This window comes from Halorubrum sp. Hd13, from assembly GCF_002252755.1.
In the GTDB taxonomy this organism is placed as follows: Archaea; Halobacteriota; Halobacteria; order Halobacteriales; family Haloferacaceae; genus Halorubrum.
On the sequence record NZ_NHOY01000105.1, the window covers coordinates 1 to 22,623 of the forward strand.

At 71.7% G+C, this 22,623-nt stretch carries 25 protein-coding genes, 1 tRNA gene and 1 pseudogene; 12 read left to right on the plus strand and 15 right to left on the minus strand.

What is annotated here, in order from left to right; translation table 11 throughout:
• A pseudogene (locus tag DJ81_RS13650) lies at positions 1 to 337 on the minus strand (bacterio-opsin activator); the annotation flags it as partial.
• 173 nt (positions 338 to 510) lie between these two features.
• On the opposite strand from DJ81_RS13650, the gene DJ81_RS13655 reads away from it, so the two are divergent.
• A complete protein-coding gene (locus tag DJ81_RS13655) occupies positions 511 to 1,752 on the plus strand; it encodes a threonine synthase (protein WP_094590156.1) in 1,242 nt (413 codons plus the stop codon).
• A gap of 47 nt (positions 1,753 to 1,799) precedes the next feature.
• Here DJ81_RS13655 and DJ81_RS13660 read toward each other — a convergent pair whose 3' ends face one another.
• The gene (locus DJ81_RS13660) at positions 1,800 to 2,276 is read right to left on the minus strand and encodes a cupin domain-containing protein (RefSeq protein WP_094590158.1); all 477 of its coding nucleotides are present in this window, start codon (positions 2,274 to 2,276) and stop codon (positions 1,800 to 1,802) included.
• Positions 2,277 to 2,372: 96 nt separating this feature from the next.
• Between DJ81_RS13660 and gnd the strand changes: the two genes are divergently transcribed.
• From gnd to DJ81_RS13680, 4 genes are all read left to right on the plus strand, one after another.
• Entirely contained in the window at positions 2,373 to 3,278 is a 906-nt protein-coding gene (gene gnd, locus DJ81_RS13665) for a phosphogluconate dehydrogenase (NAD(+)-dependent, decarboxylating) (RefSeq protein WP_094522649.1), read from the plus strand.
• A gap of 113 nt (positions 3,279 to 3,391) precedes the next feature.
• Positions 3,392 to 3,736 carry a DUF5802 family protein gene (locus DJ81_RS13670; protein WP_094522647.1) on the plus strand — a complete coding sequence of 115 codons (345 nt, stop codon included), beginning with the start codon at positions 3,392 to 3,394 and terminating at the stop codon, positions 3,734 to 3,736.
• A 563-nt stretch (positions 3,737 to 4,299) separates the two neighbouring features.
• Complete coding sequence (locus tag DJ81_RS13675) at positions 4,300 to 5,208, plus strand: Vms1/Ankzf1 family peptidyl-tRNA hydrolase (protein WP_094590160.1); 909 nt, start codon at positions 4,300 to 4,302, stop codon at positions 5,206 to 5,208.
• A 217-nt stretch (positions 5,209 to 5,425) separates the two neighbouring features.
• Entirely contained in the window at positions 5,426 to 7,606 is a 2,181-nt protein-coding gene (locus DJ81_RS13680; RefSeq protein WP_249269136.1) for a PGF-CTERM sorting domain-containing protein, read from the plus strand.
• Here DJ81_RS13680 and DJ81_RS13685 read toward each other — a convergent pair whose 3' ends face one another.
• From DJ81_RS13685 to DJ81_RS13695, 3 genes are read right to left on the minus strand one after another with little or no spacing between them, the layout of a single operon-like run.
• Complete coding sequence (locus tag DJ81_RS13685; RefSeq protein ID WP_094522641.1) at positions 7,607 to 8,050, minus strand: rhodanese-like domain-containing protein; 444 nt, start codon at positions 8,048 to 8,050, stop codon at positions 7,607 to 7,609.
• Positions 8,050 to 8,376 (minus strand): cupin domain-containing protein, encoded by a 327-nt coding sequence (locus DJ81_RS13690; protein ID WP_094522639.1) that lies wholly within the window; start codon positions 8,374 to 8,376, stop codon positions 8,050 to 8,052. Before DJ81_RS13690 ends, DJ81_RS13685 begins: the two co-directional genes overlap by 1 nt.
• A gap of 43 nt (positions 8,377 to 8,419) precedes the next feature.
• Positions 8,420 to 9,376 (minus strand): alpha/beta fold hydrolase, encoded by a 957-nt coding sequence (locus DJ81_RS13695; protein WP_094527509.1) that lies wholly within the window; start codon positions 9,374 to 9,376, stop codon positions 8,420 to 8,422.
• A 252-nt stretch (positions 9,377 to 9,628) separates the two neighbouring features.
• On the opposite strand from DJ81_RS13695, the gene DJ81_RS13700 reads away from it, so the two are divergent.
• Together DJ81_RS13700 and DJ81_RS13705 are read left to right on the plus strand one after the other, a co-directional pair.
• A complete protein-coding gene (locus tag DJ81_RS13700) occupies positions 9,629 to 11,077 on the plus strand; it encodes a sulfatase (protein WP_094590162.1) in 1,449 nt (482 codons plus the stop codon).
• Positions 11,077 to 11,499 carry a GtrA family protein gene (locus tag DJ81_RS13705; RefSeq protein WP_094527507.1) on the plus strand — a complete coding sequence of 141 codons (423 nt, stop codon included), beginning with the start codon at positions 11,077 to 11,079 and terminating at the stop codon, positions 11,497 to 11,499. The genes DJ81_RS13700 and DJ81_RS13705 overlap by 1 nt, the downstream gene beginning before the upstream one ends.
• A 23-nt stretch (positions 11,500 to 11,522) precedes the next feature.
• Here the strand turns inward: DJ81_RS13705 and DJ81_RS13710 are convergent, their stop codons facing one another.
• The 4 genes from DJ81_RS13710 to trmY form a co-directional block, all read right to left on the minus strand.
• Positions 11,523 to 12,224, minus strand: a complete 702-nt coding sequence (locus DJ81_RS13710; protein WP_094522631.1) for a TVP38/TMEM64 family protein — start codon at positions 12,222 to 12,224, stop codon at positions 11,523 to 11,525.
• A 440-nt stretch (positions 12,225 to 12,664) separates the two neighbouring features.
• Positions 12,665 to 12,737: transfer RNA gene (locus tag DJ81_RS13715), tRNA-Pro, on the minus strand.
• A 95-nt stretch (positions 12,738 to 12,832) separates the two neighbouring features.
• Positions 12,833 to 13,213 (minus strand): CHY zinc finger protein, encoded by a 381-nt coding sequence (locus DJ81_RS13720; RefSeq protein ID WP_094590164.1) that lies wholly within the window; start codon positions 13,211 to 13,213, stop codon positions 12,833 to 12,835.
• A complete protein-coding gene (gene trmY, locus DJ81_RS13725; protein ID WP_094527505.1) occupies positions 13,194 to 13,814 on the minus strand; it encodes a tRNA (pseudouridine(54)-N(1))-methyltransferase TrmY in 621 nt (206 codons plus the stop codon). Before trmY ends, DJ81_RS13720 begins: the two co-directional genes overlap by 20 nt.
• A 50-nt stretch (positions 13,815 to 13,864) precedes the next feature.
• Between trmY and DJ81_RS19330 the strand changes: the two genes are divergently transcribed.
• Positions 13,865 to 14,008, plus strand: coding sequence for a hypothetical protein (locus DJ81_RS19330; RefSeq protein ID WP_170938334.1), 144 nt, complete (start codon positions 13,865 to 13,867; stop codon positions 14,006 to 14,008).
• A gap of 36 nt (positions 14,009 to 14,044) precedes the next feature.
• Here the strand turns inward: DJ81_RS19330 and pyrF are convergent, their stop codons facing one another.
• The 5 genes from pyrF to DJ81_RS13750 all read right to left on the minus strand — a co-directional run bounded on the left by pyrF (position 14,045) and on the right by DJ81_RS13750 (position 19,366).
• Positions 14,045 to 14,875: an orotidine-5'-phosphate decarboxylase gene (gene pyrF / locus DJ81_RS13730; RefSeq protein WP_094590166.1), complete on the minus strand. Its 831-nt coding sequence runs from the start codon at positions 14,873 to 14,875 to the stop codon at positions 14,045 to 14,047.
• Positions 14,876 to 14,940: 65 nt separating this feature from the next.
• A complete protein-coding gene (locus tag DJ81_RS13735) occupies positions 14,941 to 15,750 on the minus strand; it encodes a class I SAM-dependent methyltransferase (RefSeq protein ID WP_094590250.1) in 810 nt (269 codons plus the stop codon).
• Positions 15,708 to 16,475, minus strand: coding sequence for a hypothetical protein (locus DJ81_RS13740; RefSeq protein ID WP_094522623.1), 768 nt, complete (start codon positions 16,473 to 16,475; stop codon positions 15,708 to 15,710). The genes DJ81_RS13735 and DJ81_RS13740 overlap by 43 nt, the downstream gene beginning before the upstream one ends.
• 70 nt (positions 16,476 to 16,545) lie before the next feature.
• On the minus strand, positions 16,546 to 18,252 hold the full coding sequence (locus DJ81_RS13745) for a succinic semialdehyde dehydrogenase (RefSeq protein WP_094590168.1): 1,707 nt from the start codon (positions 18,250 to 18,252) through the stop codon (positions 16,546 to 16,548).
• Positions 18,253 to 18,346: 94 nt separating this feature from the next.
• Positions 18,347 to 19,366, minus strand: coding sequence for an AI-2E family transporter (locus DJ81_RS13750; protein WP_094590170.1), 1,020 nt, complete (start codon positions 19,364 to 19,366; stop codon positions 18,347 to 18,349).
• Between the two features lie 154 nt (positions 19,367 to 19,520).
• Here DJ81_RS13750 and DJ81_RS13755 point away from each other — a divergent pair, with 154 nt between their 5' ends.
• From DJ81_RS13755 to DJ81_RS13770, 4 genes are all read left to right on the plus strand, one after another.
• On the plus strand, positions 19,521 to 20,693 hold the full coding sequence (locus DJ81_RS13755) for an aminotransferase class I/II-fold pyridoxal phosphate-dependent enzyme (protein ID WP_094527502.1): 1,173 nt from the start codon (positions 19,521 to 19,523) through the stop codon (positions 20,691 to 20,693).
• 1 nt (position 20,694) lies between these two features.
• A complete protein-coding gene (locus DJ81_RS13760; protein ID WP_094522615.1) occupies positions 20,695 to 20,979 on the plus strand; it encodes a hypothetical protein in 285 nt (94 codons plus the stop codon).
• 114 nt (positions 20,980 to 21,093) lie between these two features.
• On the plus strand, positions 21,094 to 21,471 hold the full coding sequence (locus DJ81_RS13765) for a translation initiation factor IF-5A (protein WP_094522613.1): 378 nt from the start codon (positions 21,094 to 21,096) through the stop codon (positions 21,469 to 21,471).
• Positions 21,472 to 21,478: 7 nt separating this feature from the next.
• Positions 21,479 to 22,327: an agmatinase family protein gene (locus DJ81_RS13770; protein ID WP_094522611.1), complete on the plus strand. Its 849-nt coding sequence runs from the start codon at positions 21,479 to 21,481 to the stop codon at positions 22,325 to 22,327.
• A 30-nt stretch (positions 22,328 to 22,357) separates the two neighbouring features.
• Here the strand turns inward: DJ81_RS13770 and DJ81_RS13775 are convergent, their stop codons facing one another.
• Positions 22,358 to 22,609, minus strand: a complete 252-nt coding sequence (locus DJ81_RS13775; RefSeq protein WP_094522609.1) for a hypothetical protein — start codon at positions 22,607 to 22,609, stop codon at positions 22,358 to 22,360.
• Positions 22,610 to 22,623: the final 14 nt, after the last annotated feature.

The window sequence follows — 22,623 nt, forward strand, 5'->3', positions numbered from 1 at the left end:
CGAGGGTCGCGCGACCGTCGGCGACCTCGACCGGCGACTCGGTCGGGACGCCGGCCCGGCGGGCGGCGGCGACGTACGACGGGGGCGGGGCGGCCACGCGGGCGACCGTCTCCGCCTCGCTCTCTCCGACGATATCGACGTCGTCCACGCGGTCGTGACCGCGGAGGGCCTCGACGGCTTCGACGCGGCCGATCCCCCTCGCCGCCAGCCCGGTGACGTCGCCTTCGTCCCCCGCCACGGTCCCCGTGACCCGGAGCGACGCGTCGGGGGCGGAGCGGGAGGCCTCGCCGAGCCAGGAGTCGGCGGGGAGGTCGAGCCGCAGTCGCGTCCGGCTCATCGGTTCCCCCTCGCGGCGGCCTTCGTGCCGTCGTTTCTTGACATTCGTCTGACGGTACGGCGCCTCGCTCCCTCCCGGTGTCCCTTCATTCGTTTCGATCTTAAGTAGTCGGTCGGCGGCCCGAGATCGTCGAGATCGGTGCATCGAAGTCGAGCGCGGCCGACCGGCCCCACATGGAGACGACGGACGCGTTCACTGGACTCTCGTGTGTCGACTGCGGGGAGACGTTCGACGCGGCGACGGCGACCCACCGCTGTCCCGACTGCGACGGGATCTTGGACCCCGCGTACGACTACGACCGGATCGACCTGACGCCCGCGGCGCTCGCGGAGCGGCCCTTCGAGTCGATGTGGCGGTACGCGGACCTGCTCCCGTTCGCGCCGGAGACCGCGGTGTCGCTCGGGGAGGGCGCGACGCCGCTCGTCGAGTGTCCCGCGCTCGCCGACGCGATGGGCGTCGGGCGGGTCCTGCTGAAAGACGAGGGCGCGAACCCGACGGGGACGTTCAAGGACCGCGGGCAGTCGCTCGCGATGACGGCCGCGCGCCAGCACGGCGCCGAGACGGTCGCGCTGAACAGCGCCGGCAACGCGGGGCAGGCGGCGGCCGCGTACGCCGCGCGGGCGGACCTGGACGCGCACGTGTTCCTCCCGTCGCGGGCGGGATTCACGCAGAAGGCGATGACGGAGGTCCACGGAGCGGAGCTCACCGTGGCCGGCCCGATGGACGGGAACTCTCAGATCGGCGACGCCGGGGCCGCGTACGCCGAGGCGATGGACGACCACCCCGACTGGTACTCGACGAAGACGTTCGTCACGCCGTACCGCCACGAGGGGAAGAAGACGATGGCGTTAGAGCTCCTCGAACAGCTCGACTGGGAGGCGCCCGACGGCGTCGTCTACCCCACCGGCGGGGGCGTCGGGCTGGTCGGGATGCACAAGGCGGCCCGCGAGGTCAGCGATCTGGGGTGGACCGACGGGCTCGTCCCGATGTACGCCGCGCAGGCGGCCGGCTGTGCGCCCGTCGTCGACGCCTACGAGGCGGGCGCCGACAGCCACGAGCCCGTCCCCGACGACGAGGTCGACACGGTCTGTAACGGGATCGCGATCCCGGACCCGGGCGCGAGTCACCTGATCCTGGACGCGGTCAGGGAGTCCGACGGCGGGGCGGTGGCGACGACGGACCGGGAGATCCTCGACGCCGCGGTCGACGTCGCCCGGACGGAGGGGCTGGAGGTCGGCGCGACCTGCGCGGCCGCCGTCTCGGGGGCGTTCGCGCTCGCGGAGTCCGGTGAGTTCGGCCCCGACGACACCGTCGTCCTGCTGAACACCGGCGCGGGCAACAAGGACGTCGACGCGCTCCGAGCGCACCTCGGCGAGCGCGAGGCGGCCGCCGAGAGCGGAGCGGAGGACGTCTGATCGCCCGAGCGACCGGCGGCGACGCCGCTTCGTCGGTCGAGCACCGCTCACATCTCCCAGTAGTCGACGTCGCCGTCGGTCTCGTAGTACCCCTCCAACGAGCGCTCCTCGCGGCCGCCCGGGGGCGAGCCGACGTAGACCCCGAACGTGCCGGAGTCGGGATACACCGTCACGTCGGGCTCGGTCATCGTCGACAGCGCGAGGTACCGCACCGGCTCGTCGCCATCGTTGACGACGCGGTGGGCGCCGGACTCGTCCGCCGCGAACGCGACGTAATCACCGGCCTCGATCGCGTACATCTCGCCGTCGTGCCGCAGGGTCGCCTCGCCCGCGAGGACGTAGAGCGCCTCCTCGTTGGCTGTGTGGTAGTGGTACGGCCACGACTTCGCCCCGGCCGGGAGTTCGTAGAGGCTACAGCCGATCCCCTCGCCGCCGGCCGCCTCGGCGAGCTGCTTCCGCCGGAACCGGGTCTCGCCGCGGTCCGTCTCCGTCCAGTCGAGTTCGTCTTCGCTAACTCGTGGCATGGTGGTCGCACGAGAGCGGCGATCAAAACGGTTGGGGAACGCGCTTGCGACCGCCGAACCGGAACCACTACGGCGGGCGGTCGCCACCCCTCGCGCATGGAACTCGGCGTCATCGGACTCGGGCGGATGGGGCAGATCGTCGTGAACCGGTCGCTGGCGGCGGGTCACGACGTGGTCGCGTTCGACCTCTCGGCGGAGGCGACCGCGACGGCGGCGGAGGCGGGCGCGACGCCCGCGGACTCGCTCGACGACCTCTGCGACCGGCTCGGCGAGGAGAAGCGGATCTGGCTCATGGTGCCCGCCGGCGACGCGGTCGACGCCACCCTCGCGGACTTGGAGCCGCACCTCGACGGCGACGACGTGGTCGTCGACGGGGGGAACTCTCGGTTCCACGAATCCGTCAGGCGCGCCGAGGAGACGGACGCCGCCTACCTCGACTGCGGCACGTCCGGCGGCCCCGCCAGTGCCGAGGCGGGCTTCTCCCTGATGATCGGCGGCCCCGAGTGGGCCTACGAGGCGCTCGTCCCCGTCTTCGACGCGGTCGCGACCGGGCCGGACGGCCACGACCGGATGGGCGAGTCGGGGTCGGGCCACTACGTGAAGATGGTCCACAACGGCGTGGAGTACGCGCTGATGCAGGCGTACGGCGAGGGGTTCGAGCTGCTCGCCGAGGGGCGGTACGACCTCGACATGGAGTCGGTCGCTCGGACGTGGAACAACGGCGCAGTCATCCGGTCGTGGCTCCTGGAGCTGTGCGAGGAGGCGTTCCGCGAGGAGGGGTCCGACTTGGGCGACGTCGCCGACCGCGTCGCCGGCGGATCGACCGGCACGTGGACGGTCGAGGAGGCGCTCGAACAGGAGGTCCCCGTCCCGCTCATCTACCAGGCGCTCGCCGAGCGGTTCGACTCGCGGAACGAGGGTCGCTTCTCTCGACGGCTCGCCAACCGGCTCCGGTACGGCTTCGGCCGTCACGAGGTCGCGCGGCGGTCGGACGGCGCGTAACGGCCGGCCGGCTCCGATTTTTTAACGGCCGTCGCGAGGCGGTCGATTATCAACGTCACTCACGCGCCGGGTAACGCTTATATACTACCGTGCCAGAGGTTATCACGCATAGCATGTTCGAGCGATTTTCCAGCGGCTACTACCTGGGGGAACTGTACGTCGAGCCCCACGACGGCGACCGCGCCGTCATCCGGCGGGCCGACCACGAGCAGGTCAACGAGCAGCTCTACGCGGACGGCGAGGGGGTAGAGCGACTCGACGCGCCGCTCGTGATGAAGGTCGGCGCCGGTCACATCCCGGTCGCCGGCGACGACGACGTGCCGAGCGGGACGCTCGCGCTCCCCCACGAGCTCGCGGACGAGACCCTCCCGGACCGGAAGAACGTCCTGCTGGCGGACGCGGATCGGGCGGAGGCGCTGTTGCGCTGGGAGGGCTGGGAGCCACACGTGAACGCTTAAGACTCGGGTACTGGTTTCGATTTTCGCGGCGGTGTCGTCTGTAGCTTATAAGTCGTCGACCGGCGAGCGACGCTGAACTCCTCCAAAGCCCCAGCCGCGAGGACTCGCGCGACTCGTTGCGTTCCTCGCTCAGTCACTCACTCCGTTCGCTCATTCGCTGCGGTACTAACGTCGTCGTGCTTCGCCCTCGCGACAGCGAGGCGCGAAGCGCCTCTGGCAGCCGGCGGCGAAGCCGCCGGCGACTGCCCCTTTGAGTCCCGCCCTCCGCGACCGCGCCGCGCCTCACGCCTCCCCAGCCTCGTCACCGGACTACGTCCGGTTGCAAGCGAGAGCTTCGCTCTCGCCCTGTCGGTGGTCCTCCGCTTCGCTCTGGACCACCGACTCCCTCGCGCGCGCTCTCGCCGGCGGTGTAGCCGCCGGCTGTCAGAGGGACCTTCGGTCCCTCGCTACTCGCGCCCGGTGGCCCGCTCGGAGGCGCGCGCCACTGCGGTTATTTATAAGTGAAGTCGGAGTCCCCTCGCCGCAGACGCATCTTTTAGGTCGGCGGCGGTCGCGGGTTCGGTATGATCGACAGGCTGCTCGGGCGCGCCGAGCTGAAAGAGAAGATCGCGGAGTTAGCGGAGGAGAAGCGCCACCTCGAACGCCGCGCCGAGGCCGAGGAGGAGCGCCGGTCCGACGCGGTCGCCGACCGCCAGCGCGCCGAGGAGCGCGTCAACGATCTCGAACACCGGATCGAGTCGCTGGAGGAGCGACTGAGTCGGACGGAGGGCGAGGAGGCGTCCGTCGAGTTCCGGCGCGTGAGCGACGCCCGCGGCGACCGCCTGACCGACATCCTCGACCGGTTTCGGGCGGTCGAGAGCGACGACCCGGAGGGGCTGCTCACGGCCTTCGTCCCGAGCGACGACGCGGTGCCGACGAGCGTCTCCGACTGGTTCGGTGACCGAGCCCGACTCGTCCGACGGGCCGCGCCCGCGGTCGTCCTCGCCGACGACTCGGGCGCCGTGAGCGCGGCGATCGCGCCCCCGATCGCGCCCGAGCCCTTCGACCGGTGGGACGACGCCTTCCGACTGGCGGAGACGTGGTTCCGCCCGACCGGCCGGTTCGCCTTCGCCGTGGTCCGCTCCGACACGTTCGCGATGGGCACGTACGAGGGGACCGAGCGCGTCGCCTTCGAGGGGTTCACCTCCGACGTGAAGGAGGCCCACTCGAAGGGCGGCTTCTCGCAGGGGCGCTTCGAGCGCCGCCGCGAGGGACAGATCGCCGACCACCTGAAGAAGGCGAGCCGCGAGCTGGCCGCCGTCGCCGACGCGGACGACGTCGACCGCGTGATCCTCGTCGGCGAGCGGAGCGTGCTCGGCGAGGTGCGCGACCACGCCGACGTCACCGACGTCTCGGACGCGACCGGGAAGCCGAAGGCCGCCCTCGAAGACGCCTTCCGCGACTTCTGGACCGCCCGGATCCACGGGATCTGACGCGGTCCGTGGACGCGGACGCGAGTCCGCCGCGACCGGTGGTATGCGGATTATAACTATGTCTCTCGAAGGCGAATTATGGCGTGGAGGGACGACACACGCTCCCTCTCCCCCCCTCGTCGATCGGCTTTTTTATGTCTCGCGTCCGGGCTCGGGAGCGACGCGTGTTCCCGCCGAGAGGAACAGGCATTTGTCGGCGTCGCACGGTGGTGGATCCATGACACGGTCGGGGTCGGATCCCGCGGTTCGGTCTGTTCTCGCCGTCCTCCTCGTCGCGATGCTGCTCGCGGCCGCGCTGCCGGCCGCCGGGAGCGCGGCGGTCGGGGAGCGTGCGGGCGCTGCCGAGCACGTCTCCCACGGATCGGTCGGTCCCGCGTCGCTCGACGGGGGCGAGAGCGTCTCGTCCGCCGCCGACCGAGCCGCTCGGACGGCTCAGGCCGACGACTCCGACGCGATCCGCCTGCGAAACGAGCTGTTCGCGACCGACGAACGCGGAACGGTCGGGGTCACGACGCGGGCGGAGATCCCCGACCGCGTCACGGAGCTTCGAGTGACACTCCTCAGCGCGAACGACGCCGCGGTCGAGGCCGACGGCTTCGAGCCGGCCGACGACGCCGGCGCCGACGGATCGACGTGGGCGTGGGACGGGGAGACGGCGACCCCCTCGCTCACCTACGCGATGGACGCGAACGACACCGTCGAGGAGGCGGGCCCGCTCGGCGCCCGCGGCTCCTACCGGTTCGTCGACGCGGGCGAGTGGGCGCTGGTCCGGACGCCGCGGACGAGAGCGAGCTGGTCGTACACCGGCCGGTACGACGGACAGGTCCGGCTGACGCGCGAGAACGCCGTCGACGGCGAGGGAGTCGCATCGCAGGCGATGGCGTTCCTCGGCCCCTACGAGGAGCACGTCCGCGAGGCCGGCGGCCAGCGCTACCGGCTGATCGTCCCCGCGTCGGCCGACCTCGAAGCGCCTCCCGAGGAGGTGTTCGGCGTCTTCGAGTCGGTGTCGACCGCGCTGCAGGTCGGCGCGCGCGACGAGACGGTGTTCGCGGTGGCGGCGCCCACCGGCGACGTCGGGTGGGGCGTCCGCGGGCTCCAGGTCGGCGACGCCGACTTGTGGGTCCGGGACGCGGAGCCGGCGGGTACCGCGACCGACGTCTGGACCCACGAGTACGTCCACACGCGGCAGGCGTACCGGACCGACGCGAGCGGCCGGTGGATCACCGAGGCGAGCGCGACCTACTACGCCGCGCTGTTCGCGCTCGACCGCGGCGCCGCCGACTTCGAGGAGTTCGAGCGGACGCTGGCGCGCGGCGAGCGCGACCCCGACGCCTCCGCGGTGCTCGCCGACCCCGGAACGTGGGAGCGGAACCCGGACTACACGAAGGGGGCGCTCGTCGCGGGCGAGATCGACCGTCGGCTCCGCGTCGCGACGGACGGGAGCGCCTCGCTGGCGACGGTCCTCCGCGAGCTGAACGCCGCTGACGGACCGGTCACCAACGAGGATATCCTCGACGCGATCGAGGCGGCCGCGGCCGAGGGGGCCGACGCCGAGACCGCGGCGGCGGTCCGCGCCGAGGCCGAGCGCCTGACGACCACGCGGGCGACGGCGGAGACGTGGGACCGCGGGGCCCACGCCGAGGCGTTCGGCGAGACGCCGGCGCAGGTCGGCTACGCCCTCGCCGACGACGGCGTCCGGGCGACCGGCGAGTACCGCGACCGTCCCGTCGCCCGCGGCCCCGTGGAACTCGTCGCGGGCGAGACGCTCGCGGCGGCGGTCGACGTCGCCAACACCGGCGGCGTCGCGGGCGAGTACGACCTCGCGCTGACCGTCGACGGCGACGCGGTCGCGACGCGGACCGGCACGGTCGACGCGGGCGCGGAGACCACGGTGCGCTTCGAGCGCGCCTTCGCGGAGCCCGGCGAACACGCGGTCCGGGTCGCCGGCGAGCGGCTGACGGTCGTCGTCTCGGAGCCCGCGCCGCCGTCGGTTCGCGGCGTCTCGACCGCCGCAGAGCGCGTGACCGCCGGCGACCCGGTCCGCGTCACCGCGACCGTCGGAAACGACGCGAGGCTCCCCGCGGGCGCCGACGTCGAGTTCCGCGTCGACGGGGAGACGGTCGCCACCGCGCCCGTCAGACTCGATTCCGGCGACCAAACGACCGTCGCTCGGAACGTCACGCTCGGGGAGTCGGGAGGCACCCGCGTGATCGGCGGCGATCGGGAAGCGAACGTGAGCGTCGTCGGCCCGGTCGACGGGGCGTCGACGACCGTCACCGTCGAGCGGAACGGCCCCGTCGCCGGCGCGACCGACGACGGCGTCCCCGGGTTCGGTCCCGTCGCCGCCGTGCTCGCGCTGATCGTCGCCGCCGTGACGTTCGGCCGGCGCCGCCCCTGATCAGAAGGGGGCGTCGGGCCCTTCGTCGGTCCCGCCGTCGCGCTCGTCGGCCTCGCCGGCCTCGCCGCTCTCCCCGTCCGTCGTCTCTAACTCGCCGACGTCGCGCTGCCACGCTTCGACGCCCCCGCGGAGGCTCTCGACGCGCGCGTCCCCGATCCCGGCGTAGCTCCCGATCAGCTGTGCGGCCTGCCGGCTGGCGATCCCGTGCGGGCAGACGGTGACGATCCGCGAGGCGCCGGTCAGCCCCTCGACGCGGGTCGTCAGCTCGGGGAACGGAACGCACTCGCTGCCGGGGAGGTGGCCGCGGTCGAACGCCCGCCGGTCGCGGATGTCGACGATCCGGAGACCGCCCTCGTCGTCCTCGCTCCCGTCCGCGTCGCCGTCGGCTCCGTCCTCTTCGTCGAGAAGCGCCGCGAGCTCCTCGGGGTCGACCTCACCGTCCATCAGGGGAGCGGGCAGAGGCTCGCCGTGAGCACGGCTCGCTCGTCGGTCTCGTTGCGCGCGCCGTGGACCTCGCCGCGCTCGTTCGGGACCACCGCGGGCGCCGAGAGCGCCTCCTCGGCGTCGTCTCTGACGACCGTCGGCTCCCCCTCGATAACGTGGAAGACGTTGGTCGAGTCGGCGTGTTCGTGCGGGTCGACGGCGGCGTCCGGGCCGAGGACGAACGCCTTGACGAGCACGTCGTCGGTGACGACGAGCTCGGCGGTCTCCACCTCGCCCGGCGCGGGGTCGAGGTCGGCGACGGCGTCCGCGTATCTGTCGAGCGTCATGCCTCACGGTGGTGGCCGTCGGTATAAAAGGTCCGTGGCGAGGTCACTCGCGCGCGCCGGGCGGGAGCGGGTCCGCGTGCTCGGCGATCGCCTCCGCGACCCGGTGCGGCTCCTCGTGGACGACCCAGTGCGTCGCGGCGTCAAGGGTCACCAGTCGACCGTCGGTGCAGTGCTCCACGCTCCGGCCGGCCATTCGCTTGGTGAGGAAGCGGTCCTTCGCGCCCCAGATCACCAGCGTCGGGACCTCGACGCGGGTGTGCTCCGGAGTTGGCCGGTCTCGAACGATCGCCCGGTACCAGTTCACCATCGCCTCGAAGGCGCCCTCGCGGTTCCACGCGCGGCGGTAGCGACGAACGTCCTCGTCGCCGAACGTGCCGGGGTTGCTGGAGTCGCGGAGCCCGCGGACGGCCAGCCGCCAGTCGCCCGCGCTGGCGACCGCCTCGGGGAGCTTCGGGAGCTGGAACGCGAGCACGTACCAGCTCTTGAGCCGCTGGTCCCACGAGCTCCGGAGCGTCTCCTCGAAGACGGTCGGATGCGGGACGTTCGCGGCGACGAATTCGGAGACGCGGTCGGCGTGGTGGAGCGCGAGCCACCACCCCACCGCCGCCCCCCAGTCGTGGCCGGCGACGGCGGCGGTGTCCCGCCCGTACGCGTCGACGATGCCGACGACGTCGCGGGCGAGCTCGTCGATCCGGTAGTCGCTCACGGCCGGCGGTTTCTCCGAGAGGTTGTACCCGCGCTGGTCCGGGACCACGACGCGGTACCCGGCGTTGGCGAGCGTCGCGATCGCCTCGTGCCAGCCGTACCAGAACTCCGGGAACCCGTGGAGTAGGACGAGCAGCTTCCCGTCTTCCGGCCCCGCCTCGACGACGTGGAGCCGGACGCCGTTCGTCTCCACGGCCCGCGACTCGGCCGGCACCGACTCGGGAATCTCGTCGCCCGGGACGTCGGCGTCGAGGGCGTCGACGCCGCGGACCGCCTCGGTCGTCGCATCGCTCATATCTGCCCCTTCGCGGGCCCGCGGCAAATAGCTACGCTCCCGCCGTCTCCGAGATCGAAATCCTCAAGCCGTTGGCAAGCGCTCTCTGGGGTATACTCGTGTTGCTGACGCGCGGCTCGACGAGACGCGGGCCGGCCGATGGCTCACCGCGTCAACGGAGATCCGCGCCCCAGTCGGGCCGCCGAAAATTCGCGGTCCGACCGGTCGGGCCGTCCCGCGGCGTCGCGACGACGGAGACACCCACCGCATAACATGGCACCGGACACCTCACACGCGGACGAGACCGTATCGAACGTCGTTCTCGTCACGATAGACTCGCTGCGAGCCGACGCGATAGCACCGTACGACACCGATCGGATCTCGCCGGTACTCGACGACCTCGCCGACGACGGAACGACGTTCGACCGGGCGTTCGCGACCGGGAACTGGACGCCCTTTTCGTTCCCGTCGATCCTCGCGTCCGAACCCGTTTTCGCCCGGAACGGCGACATCGGCGTGACCGGCGCGCGGACGCTGGCTTCGGTGCTCTCGGAGGCGCGGATCGAAACCGGCGGCTTCAACGCCGCCAACGGCTTCCTCACGTCTCACTGGGGGTACCCCGAGGGGTTCGACGAGTTCGAGCCGTTCGTCACCAGCGTCGGGTCGAGCCGGTACAGCCGGTATCTCGCGGCCCACCCGACGGTCGAAGCGTGGATCCAGCTGCTCGCCTCGCCGTTCCGCCGACTCAAGTCCAAGGTCAGCGGCCAGAGCGACGACCGCCCCTTCCTCGACGCCTCGCGCATGTTCGACGTCGAGGACGCCGCGACGGAGTTCATCGACGACGCCGACGGACCGTTTTTCCTGTGGACCCACTACATGGACACGCACACGCCGTACGTCCCGGCGCCGCGGTACATCCGCGAGGTGTCCGACGGGCTCGTCGGGACCCACCGGATGCTCCACGCGCACACCCGCACGAGCCTCGGACTCGAGGTTGGCGAGCGGACCCTCCGCGACCTCCGGACGCTGTACCAGGCGACCGTGCGACAGGTGGACGCCAGCGTGGGCCGGCTGCTCGACGCCCTGGAGGCGGCCGGCGTCGCCGACGAGACCGCGATCGTCGTCGCGGGCGACCACGGCGAGGAGTTCCAGGAACACGGCCACCTTGCGCATTACCCGAAGCTGTACGACGAGCTGATCCGCGTCCCGTTCATCGTCAACGTCCCCGGCGAGGACGGCGGGCGCGTCTCCGAACACGTCGGCCTCGACGCGATCCCGCCGACCGTGGCCGACCTGCTCGGCGTCGAGTCGCCGCCGGAGTGGCGCGGGGAGTCGGTGACGCCCGCGGTCCGAGGGGACGCCGACCCCGATCAGGAGCCCGTCGTCTCCGTGACCGTCCGCGGCGAGGAGGTGACCGAGCAGCCGATCCCGCGGTCGATGGCCGACGGCGACCTCCTCGTGAGCGTCCGTGACGCCGAGTGGACGTACGTCGAGAACGCGGACACGGGCGAGACGGAGCTGTACCACCGTCCCTCGGACCCGACCCAGCAGGAGGACCTGTCCGCGGACCCGACCGACGAGGAGCTGGCCGTCGTCGAGCGCTTCGCGCCGATCGCCGCGGACCACGTCGCCGAGCTCCGCGACCGGGAGGGGGACGCCGCCGGGGACGACGAGGTCGACGAGGACCTCGAGGCCCGGCTCGAGGCGCTTGGCTATCGGTGATGGTCCGGGCGATCCTCCGCAACCTCGTCAGCGGACCGATCGCCGTCCAAATGCGCCGGTTCGTCACCGTCGGCGCGTTCACAGCGGGGATTCAGATGGGGCTGCTCTGGCTGTTCGTCGACGCCGCCGGGATCAACTACCTGATCGGCGCGGCGGTCGCCATCGAGATCACGATCATTCTCTCGTACGTGTTCAACAACGCGTGGACGTTCGAAGCGAGCCAGAACACGGGCACGATCGAGTACCTCTCCGGGCTGGCGAAGACGAACCTCGTCCGCGGGACCGCCATCCCGATCCAGCTCGGCGTCCTCTACGCGCTCGTGGAGTGGGGCGGAATCCTGTATCTCATCGCGAACGCGGTCGCCATCTTCCTCAGCGGGGTCTACCGGTTCGTCCTCGACCGGCGGTGGACTTGGGGTTGACCCGGGACCAGTCAGGCGACCTCTTAAAAAGGAAGCCGCGGTTCGACCCGGGCGAGGACGTCGCGGATCGCCTCCTGCTTGTAGTAACCGACCACGGAAGCGAGGACGACCGTGAGGATGAGCCCGAACCCGGAGAGGAACCGCCCGCTCGCGAGCTGGCCGCCGGCGTAGACGGTGAACACGTACGCGGGAAGGCGACCCACGCTGATCACGGCGATGAACGTGGGGAGCTTCCACTTCGTGAGACCGCTTAAAAAGCAGATCGCGTCGTCGGGGAGGCCGGGGATGATGACGAACGCGAACAGCCCCGGGACGCCGACCGTGTCGACGAACTCGTCGAAGCGGGCGACCACGTCCGGGTGAAGCACGTCCTCGACGAACGACCGGCCGTACCGCTTCGCGAGCGAGAAGGCGATGGCGCTCCCGATGAGGACGCCGGTGACGCTGTAGACCGTGCCCCAGAAGGGGCCGAAGAGGTAGCCGGCGACGAGTGCGACGACCTGCCCCGGGATGGGCGCGACGATCACTTGGAGGGCTTGGATGGCGATGAACACGAGCGGAGCGAGCACGCCGAACTGCCGGAGCCACACCCGCAGGGCCTCGGCGTTCGTGATGAACCCCAAGTACTCCCGGACGAGGAGGTAGAGGCCCACGAACGCGAGCAGGACGGCGACGACCGCGAGGATCCCCCGCCGTCTGTCCGACGCCGAGGCGAAGAGTCTCATTCGTGTTGTATCCGGCTAGCGGTGGACTTGAAGGTTGTTAAAACCGGAGTTCGGACAGCGGAGCGTGAGACCGCGTTCGAAACGGGCGGACCGAGCCGCCCAGGGTCGGCGAGGCGTCGCTGCGGGGTCGACAGACGGATGCGGGAGACGTGGGCCGGCGCGAATTCGAATACGGACGAGACGGTCCGGGTCGCTCCCGTCGGTCGCTTCCCGGGCGTGCGACTCGTCGTCCCTCGCTCGCTTCGCTCGCGAGGGCGTGCGGTTACGGTCACCCGAACGCGGTCGCTAGCTGGGTGAAATGCGGGAGAAGTGGGCCGGCACGAATATTGAATCACGGTCGCAAATCGGAGAGTTGCTCCCTGATTCGAATTCGCCCGGCGGCAGCTTCACCGCACTACGGACTCCTCGCTGGCGCTCGTCGTTGCGAAGTGGGGTGAAAATGGGCCGGCACGAATTTGAATCGTGGTTACGGCCACCCGAAGGCCGAAGGATACCAAGCTACCCCACCGGCCCGCACTCGACAGAAGGCCGTTCGTTCTTTTAACCTTTCCGAATGTCGGAAGCGGGCTCCGGGTCGCCGACCGGCCGGTTCCCGACGAACGGCCGGGTCACGCCTCGAAGTACCGGTCCCGGTGCTCGCGACAGCCGGGGTTGAAATCGGCGCCGCACCGCGGACAGGCGTCGTCGTCACAGTCGAGGTATTCGCGGGCCGAGAGGGTCGCGCCGCAGACGCCGCAGAGCACCGCCGGCTCGTCGAAGCGGTCGCGGGGCCAGGGCTCGGCCGGGTGGTCCGCCGCGGTGTCGTGGCAGGCGTCGCAGGGGTAGTACGTCGCACAGCAGCCGAAGCGGAGCGCGATCACGTCCACGGGGTCGTCCCAGTGCGCGCACCGCGTCTCCGAGTCGACGGCGACGCCTCGCAGCGGGACCGCGAACCGGTCGTCGGTCGCCGGCGCGGTCGTCGTCCGGCGATCAGTAGGAGTCGTACCCATCGGTGTCGAGCCAGTTGTGGACGACCGAGACCGCGTGGTCGGCGTGGAGCAGTTCGGGACCGACGCGGACGCGGCGCTCCGCGCGCTCCGCGAGCAGTTCCTCTTCCCCGTCGGTGAAGTCGCGGTGGTCGGAGAGAGCGAACACGGGATCGGTCGGCGGGGCGGCGTCGACGAGGGGGTCGCCGTCCTCGTGGAGTTGGACGAGCGTCGGGTCGACGGACGCGCCGGTGCCGCCCGCGTCGAGCAGCCGGTCCAGCGTCGCCTCCAGTCCCATCCGGCGGAGTTCGACGCCCGGCGAGACGTCCGCGGGCATGTGGCCGATCGCGTCCGCCTTCGCGGCGAGCGCGTCTCGGATCCGCGCGGCGACGTTGCGCTCGTCCGGGTGGAGGTGGCGGAGGCTGTCCGAGTCGAAGCTGACCGTCAGCTCGTCGGCGACGACGAGGTGGACCCGCACGGACTCGCGGATCCCGTGCGAGAGGAAGACGCCGCTCGCGACGCACCGACAGAGCAGGTCCAACCGGCCCGCGCCGGGCAGGTCCGACAGCGAGACCTCGTCCGGGTCGGTCGGGACCTCGTGACCGATGACGACGAACTGGCGCATACGCGGGGGTCGCCCCCGACACTCATAAGCGACCCGACCCGACGATCCGTATGAGCGTTACCGGAATCTGTCAGATCTGCGAGGCCGCGCCGGCGCGCCACGGCTGTCCGCAGTGCGGGCGGGCCGTCTGCGAGGACCACTGGAGCGACGACGCCGGCCTCTGCACGGAGTGTACGCAGGGCCGCCGGCAGTGACTCGGCCCCGAAGCCGGCCGGTCGTCGACGGACCGCCTACCGGTGTCGGTTCAGCCGCTTTTTGAGCCGCTTGGCCGCGTCGCCCGCGGCGCCGAAGTACGTCGCCTCGTCGTCCGGGCGGCTCGACTCCTCGCCGGCGAAGATGATCCCGCGCGAGGAGTTGACGAGCCCCACGTCGACGGCGGCGTCCGGGCGGTCGGCGAGCCCGTGTTCGACCGCGGCCTCAGCGTCGCCGCCCTGCGCTCCCACGCCGGGGACGAGGAAGGGGATCTCTGGGACGATCTCGCGGACCTCGGCCAGCTCCTCGGGGGCGGTCGCGCCGACCACGAGGCCGACGTTGTCGTTCGCGTTCCACACGTCCGCGAGCGCCGCGACCCGTTCGTAGAGCGGCTCGCCCGAGGCGAGTTCGAGGTCCTGGAGGTCGCTCCCGCCGGGGTTCGAGGTGCGACAGAGGACGAAGACGCCCTTCTCCGCGCGGTCGAGGAACGGCTGGAGGGAGTCGCGACCGAGGTACGGGTTCACCGTGATCGCGTCGGCGTCGTCGAGCGCCGCGGCGTACCGCCGCGTGGTGTTACCGATGTCGGCGCGCTTGGCGTCGAGCAGGACCGGGACGTCCCTGCCGTGGGCGTAGGCGATCGTCTCCCGGAGCGCGCGCCAGCCGTCGGCGTCCTCGTAGAACGCGGCGTTGGGCTTGTAGCACGCGGCGTGCTCGTGGGTCGCGTCGATGATCCGGCGGTTGAACGCCCACCGCGGCAGGTCGGCGTCGGCGACGGAGTCGGGGAGCCGGCTCGGGTCCGGGTCGAGGCCGACCGAGACGACGCTGTCCGTCGACTCGATCCGGGCCGCGAGCGTCTCGAAGAAGCTCATGCCCGCCACTGCGGCCGGGGGCGCGCTAAACGTTGCGTTCCGCTCGGGCTCCCTTCGGTCGTCCGTCACTCACCCGGAGCGACCGCACGACCGTGCCCGGCGTACGCCGTGATCGTCCCGAAGAGGTACCGCTCCTCGGTCACCGTCTCCGCGTTGTCCGCGAGCGCCCGCCGCGCGGCCGTCGTCCGCGCGTCCAGTCGGTCGAGCGGGTCGTCCGAGTCCAGGTCGAACAGCCGCCCGTTCACCCGCGCGAAGCCGGCGAGAGCGGCGTTCGCGGGTCGGTTCCCCCGCGGCGCGAACGCCGCGACGACGACCGCGTCGGCCAGCTCGCACCAGTCGCTCACGACCGCGTACGGGTCGGGGAACAGGGACGTGACGAACGTCGCGAGCACCGCGTCGGCCGACCGGACCGGCGGGTCGGTCGCGTCGCCCCGCACGAACTCGACGTTCTCCCACCCCCGCCGCTCCGCCAGTCCGCGGGCCCGGCCGAGCATCGCGCCGGTGATGTCGACGCCGACGACGCGCCCGGTCGGGCCCACGGCCTCCCGGAGCGCCGGGACGTTGACGCCGGGGCCGCAGCCGAACTCGACGACGGTGTCTCCGGGGTCGAGGTCGAGCGCGCGGACGCACCCCGTCCGCACGTCCCCGACCGACGCGGTCGCTCGCGCGAACCAGTCGTACACCCGCGCCCACGCACCGTAGCCGCGTTGGATCCGCCGCGCGACGCGCTCGTCGTCGGCCGCCTCGGGTGAGCCGTCGCCCGAGCGCGCTCCGCTCGCCCCGCTCCCCTCACCCGCTCGGGCCCGCGGTCGCGACCGTCGACGGTCCCGGGTCACGACCGAGCGCGGACCGCCGCGGGCGCGGTCTTCGGCCACCACAGCTCCGGCCCGTCGCGCGCGACCGTGGAGTAACACCGCTCGCTCCCGTCGCAGTCCCGCGGCCGCTGGTAGTCGATCCCCCGCTCCCCGAGATACGTCACGTAGCCGTCGTCGACGCGGTCGAGCTTCTCGTGGCAGACCCACTTCTCGCCGTAGACCCGCGCGCCCACGCCGCGGTAGGGACAGGTGAACTCGGTCCGCTCCGCGCCGGCCTCGCTGTCGGTCCCGTCGATGCTCACGCCCACGGACCGGTACGCCAGCCGGAGCCGCCGGACGACGCGCTTCGGCGACGACGCGCCGAGGAAGAGCCCGTGCGCGAGGACGTAGCCGAAGCCGTGGAGCAGCCGCTCGAAGCGGGTCAGGTCGTCGGGGTCGTCGTCGAGCATCGACCGCAGCGTCGCGTACCATCCGGCGATCTCGGCCACCTCGTCGGCCGCTTCGTCGGCCGCCGCGAGCGCCCGGCGCTTCTCCGGGAGGGGCGCGGCGCCGTCCGAGAGGCGGAACGACGGCACCGCCTCGACGTGTTCGAGCACGTCCTCGCGGAGGACGTCGCCGTCGGCGTACGTCTCGGTCAGCCGCTCCAGTTCGGGGTACCAGTCGCGTCTCAGCCTGCCGTACGTTCCGTCGAGGAGGTCGTCGATTCGGCCGCTCGCGTCGCCGTCGGCCGCCGCGGGGAACGCGTCGACGACCCGCCGCAGTTCGGCGGGGTCCGGTCCTGCCATGCTTTCACGTGGCGGGCGACGGTCTTGAATCCGCAGGTCGCCGCGCCGTCGCCGACCCGATACCCTCCGGTTATCGCAGCCCGATCCGCGCTTTCAGCCGTCGCACGCCCCGACTCGCCTTCCGGCCGAGCGCGGTCGCGGCGAACGCGCCGCGGACGAACCAGTCGGTCGGGATCCGGTCTGGGAAGCCGAGCGGGCCGACGCGGGACACCCCCACCGTCCGCGACTCCGTGTACCGCCGGATCCCCTCCGGACCGTGGCGGCGGCCGAGCCCCGAGTCGCCGAACCCGCCCATCGGCGCGTCGGCCGCGCCCCACGTCGCGAGGAAGCCGTCGTTGACGTTGACGGTGCCGCAGTCGATCTCGCGGGCGACCGCCGCGCCGCGCTCGCGGTCCCCGGTCCACACGCTCGCGTTGAGGCCGAACGGCGAGTCGTTGGCGGCGGCGACCGCGGCGGCCGCGTCCGGGACGGGCGTCACGACGACGACCGGTCCGAACGTCTCCTCGCAGGCGACCGTCGCGTCGGGCTCGACCCCCGTCAGAACGGTCGGCTCGTAGCAGTACGGCGCCACGTCCGGACGGTGACGCCCGCCCGTTTCGACTGTCGCGCCCGCCTCGCGGGCCTCGTCCACGTGACTCCGGACGCGGTCCAACTGGTCGGCGTCGATCAGCGAGCCGAGGTCCGCGTCGTAGTCGTAGCCCGTGCCGAGCGTGAGCGCCTCCGTCTCGCGGACGAACGCGTCGCGGAACGGCCGGTAGGCCGACTCCTCGACGTATATCCGCTCGGCCGAGAGGCAGAGCTGCCCGGCGTTCGAGAAGCAGGCGTCGATCGCACCGCGGGCCGCCTCGTCGACGTCGGCGTCGTCGAGCACGACGAGCGGGTTGTTGCCGCCGAGCTCCAGCGAGCAGTCGATCAGGTTCCGGCCCGCGCGCTCGGCGACGGTCCGGCCCGTCTCGGTGCTCCCGGTGAACGCCACGTAGTCGACCGCGTCGATCAGCGCGGGCCCGACCGTCGGCCCCTCGCCGGTGACGACTTGGAAGAGGTCGTCGGGAAGCCCGGCGACCTCCAGGAGCTCTGAGAGCGCGAGGGCCCCGTACGGCGTCTTCTCGTCGGGTTTCACCACGACCGCGTTGCCCGCGGCGAGCGCCGGGAGCGCGTCGGCCATCGACAGCGTCAGCGGGTAGTTCCACGGCGAGACGACGCCGACGACGCCGACCGGGTCGTAGGTGACCGTCGCGGTCGCGAACCCGGGCATGACCCCGCACCGGCGTTCCTCGGCGAGCGCGCCGGGCGCCTCGTCCGCGAGGTAGTCGCAGCCGGTCGGCACGTCGAACAGCTCCTCGACCGCGGTCCGCCGGGACTTCCCGGTCTCCAGCTGGAGGAGGTCGAGGAGCTCCTCGCGGTGCTCCAAGACGAGGTCGCCGAACCGGTCGATGAGGGCCGCGCGCTCGGTCGCGGGGACTGCCTCCCACTCTGCCTGCGCCGACCGGGCGCGCTCGACCGCGGCGGCGACGTCGGCCGCGTCGCAGGCCGGGACCGAGCCGAGTCGCTCGGTCGTCGCCGGCGCGAACACGTCGAGCGCGTCGCTCTCGCCGGACGTGACGCCGTCCGCGGGCGGTTCGCCGTCGCCGGACGAGTCAGTCGATGCTGGCGAATCCGCGGGCGCCGCGCGACGCGCGCGATCCGCGAGGTCGTCGAGCCGTCGCGTCGAGAGGTGAGGCGCGTCCGCGAGCGCGGCGGGCGCGGCCGTCTGGGACGGCGGGTCCGTCGAGGACATCGGTTGTCAAAAGGAGGGTCGGGAGCGGGAAAGCCGTGCCGGTGGCCCGGCCGCCGACCGGTCCGGTCGGGACCGGGGGCAAGCCACTCGCCGGTCACTTCGGCGCGCCAGTCGCCGGCTCGACCGGGGTCGACGTGCCCCCGTTTTCGGAGAGCATCTCGATGATCTCCAGCAGGAGCGACACGACGAGCGGCCCGACGATGATCCCGACCGCGCCGACGGTGAGGATGCCCCCCACGAAGCCGACGAGGTAGAGCCCGGGCGATATCTTCCCCGTCCAGTCGGCGAGCTGCGTCCGGATCACCGCGTCCGGGACGAAGGAGACGACGCCGAGCCCGAAGACAACCACGAGGATCGCTCGCGTCGTCTCCCCGATCAGGAGGTCGCCAGTGCCCAGCGCGACGACGAGCACGCTGGGCCCGACGACGGGAACGAACTGGAGGACGCCGGCGATGACGGCCAACAGGACCGGCGAGCGGTACCCGAGGAGCGCGAACAGCGCGAGCGCGAGGACGAATGTCGCGGCGGCCGTGGCCGCCTGGAGGATGTAGATGGAGTACAGCGTCGTGCGCGTCCGGCGGTGCAGCCGCATCGGGATGTCGCGGTACTCGGGGGGTACTATCTTGAACACGGCAGTGCCGACCGCGCCCGGCCGGAGGAGGAGCCCGTACACGAGGATGGTGAACACGATGAGTTCGAGCGCGAGCCGCGGCGCCGCGGCGGTGATCGCGAGCGCGAGGTCTCGGAGCGCGATCCGGACGGCCGACACCACCGGCGCCGCCTCGATGGGGAACCGGAGACCCAGCGCCTCTACGACGAGGACGTCGGGGATCTGTCCCAGCAGGTCGATCAGTCGGGACCGCTGCCGGTACAGGACGTACAGCAGCGGGACCACGAGGAGCGCGGCGGCGAGGAAGGCGAGGACGGTGGACGCGGCGCAGGCGATCCGGCGCGACAGCCCGCGACCGACGAGTCGCTGCCGGAGCGGGTAGAGGACGTACGCGAACGTGATCGCGAAGACGACGGTCCGGAGCACCTCCGCCAGCACGAACGCCGCGATCGCGGCCGTCGCGACGAGGAGCGCGCCGAGGACCCGAGAGCGAGAGAGTATCATGGCGTCCCGTCGCGGCGACGGCTGAAAGTCATTCCGACGGTGCGGGGGACGGAGGCGCGGCGACGGCGGCGATTGCCGCTCGAGCGGAGCCGCTCGAGACGGACACCCCGTCAGGGACCGTAGCAACTAACCTCGCGCCACTCCCACGTCGGGTATGCGCATCGACCCGTTCGGCCTCGAACGCTGGTTCGCGGAGTACGAGCACGAGGCCGACATCATGTTGGCCGAGAGCGGGATCCGCTCGCTCGACGCGAGCCGCTTCGATCTGGACCCGGGGAAACTCGACTACGTGATCCCGACGAACGGCGATCCGGAGTTCCGCGCGTCGGTCGGCGACCGGTACGGCCGGAGCGCCGACGAGGTGCTGTTCACCTGCGGGACGCAGGAGGCGAACTTCCTCACGTTCCTCTCGCTGCTCGGGGACAAGGCGGGCGTGGGCGACGGGACGCCGAGCAGCGACGGGGCGGGCGACTCCGCCGCCGTCGGATCGGGGTGCCACGCGGTCGTCGTCACCCCCACGTATCAGGCGCTTCACGCCGTTCCGGACGCGTTCGGCGACGTGACCCGCGTCGAGCTGGAGCCGCCGGAGTGGGGGCTCGACCCGGACGCGATCGCCGACGCGGCCCGCGACGACACCGCCGTGATCGTCGTGAACAACCCCAACAACCCCACCGGCCGGTACCACGACGAGGCGGCGATGCGGGCGGTCTACGACGTCGCCGTCGAGCACGACGCGTACCTCCTCTGCGACGAGGTGTACCGACTGCTCGCGGCGGAGCCGCACCCCCCGGTCGCGAGCTTCGGACGCCACGGAATCTCGACGACGAGCCTCACGAAAGCGTACGGGCTCGCGGGGCTCCGGTTCGGCTGGATCGCCGGTCCCGAGGCGGTCGTCGAGCGCGCGTGGCGGTGGAAGGATTACACCACCATCTCGCCGTCGCTGTTCGGCCAGTACGTCGCGAAGCAGGCGCTCGGCCGGCGCGAGACGAAGATTTTAGCGGAGAACCGCGAACTGGCGGAGACGCACCGCGCGATCGTCGCGGAGTGGCTGGACCGCCACGGCCTCGACTGGTACGACCCGGTCGGCGTCAACGGGTTCGTCACCGTTCCCGACGGCTTCGACGACGCCGAGTCGTTCTGCCGGACCGTCGTCGAGACGGAGAGCGTCGTGCTGGCGCCCGGCGGGCTGTTCGGCTTCCCGGACCGCTTCCGGATCGGGTTCGGGCTGCCGACGTCGGAGTTGGAGGAGGGGTTGGAACGGGTGGGCCGCGTGATCGAGACGGCGACCGCCGAAGGCGGGGACGTCGACGCGGCGGGAGGTGCCTGAGATGGGCTTTTTCAGCGACATCAAAGACGACGTGGTCGGCTTCGTCCGCGACCCGACCGACGAGCAGAAGGTGCTGTTCGTCGCCGTCGTCGTCATGGCGATCGCCGACCGCGCGTTCTGGTGGATCGACTTCCCGTTCGTCGTGCGGACGACCGCGGCGGTCGGAGTCGGGTTCATCGGTCTCTTCGTCGCCAGCTACCTTCTCACCGGACAGTTCGTCCCGCCGGACGGGGACGCGGACGACGAGGACGAGCGGGAGGAGTACGTCGACGAGATGGATCCGTAACTCGGCTCGCAGCCGCGGTCGGCACCCCTTCGTTCTGGGGTGCGAACCCGCGGCGAACGCCGGCGTCGGCGCCGTTCCAAACCGTTTATACCCGCCCCGAAAAAAGTAGCGGGCATGCCGCGAGAGCAGAAGCAGGTTCGCGAACTCCAGGAGGGCAGCTACGTGATGATGGACAGTGCGCCCTGCAAGATCAACCACTACAGCACAGCAAAGCCCGGAAAACACGGGAGCGCCAAGGCGCGCGTCGAGGGCAAGGGGGTCTTCGACGACAGGAAGCGCTCGCTCTCTCAGCCGGTCGACGCGAAGGTCTGGGTCCCGATCATCCAGCGGAAGCAGGGACAGGTCGTCTCCGTCTCCGGGAACGACGCGCAGGTCATGGACCTCGACACCTACGAGACGTTCACGATGCGCATCCCCGAGGGCGAGGACTTCTCCTCGGACGACAACATCGAGTACCTCGAGTACGAGGGTCAGCGCAAGGTCGTCGGGTAGTCGAGGCATGTTCCCCGGAGCGACGACCGACCGCGAGGCTGCTTCCTACGTGGTTGTCGGCGCTCCCCTCGACGCCACGACCACGTTTCAGCCCGGTGCCCGGTTCGGACCGGACCGGGTCCGGCGATTCGCAGAGACGTACGACGACTACGACCGCAGGACGGACAGCTACTTCTCCGCGCTCGACGTCCACGACGCCGGCGACGTCCCCACGTGGGACGACGTCGAGGCGTACCTCGATCACCTCGCCGCCGAGCTCCGGAGCGTCGCGCTCGACGACGCCGTCCCCCTCCTCGTCGGCGGCGAACACACCGTCACCTACGCCGGCGTCCAGGCGGTCGATCCAGACGTCCTCGTCGTCTGCGACGCACACCTCGACCTTCGAGACGCGTACGACGGGAACCCCTGGAGCCACGCCTGCGTCACCCGTCGGTGTCTCGACGACCTCGGCGTCGACCGGGCGGTGATCGTCGGGGCTCGCACGGGCTCGGAGGCCGAGTGGGACCGCGCGGCCGACACCGACGTCGAGGTCGTGCCGCCCGAGGAAGCGCGCGCGTGGCTCGACGGGGTCACCGGAGACGACCGCGATGGCGCTTCCGACCCCTTCGCGGGGGAGTCGGTGTACTGTTCCGTCGACGTCGACGGGCTCGACCCCGGCTTCGCGCCGGGGACGGGGACGATGGAGCCGTTCGGGCTCGTCCCCCGCGAGGCCCGCGACCTCGTCCGGGCCGTCGCGGCTCGCGCCGACGGCTTCGACGTCGTCGAAGTGAACGACCGCGACGACGGACAGGCCGCGGCGGTCGGCGGCAAGCTCCTCCGGGAGTTCGTCCGGGCCCACGCGGCGGGCGGCGACTGACCGCTCCGAGCGGCCGCGGGCGCCGACCGCCTACGACAGCTCGGAGAGCCGGCGGCGGGCCGCCGTGACGGCCGCCATCGCGTCGATCCACTCGCGCGGATCCGTACACCAGATCCGATCGCCCTCGACGCTGACGCAGAATACCGAATCGGTGGAGGGCGAGAGGGTGACCCCGTCGACGTCGGGGCGGTCGCCGAGGTAGGAGTCGATCAGTCGTCGCGCCGTCTCCGCCTCCGGCTGGAGGCGGCTGCCGGCCGCGTACTCGATGGCTATCTCTGCCATACCCTCGTCTAGGA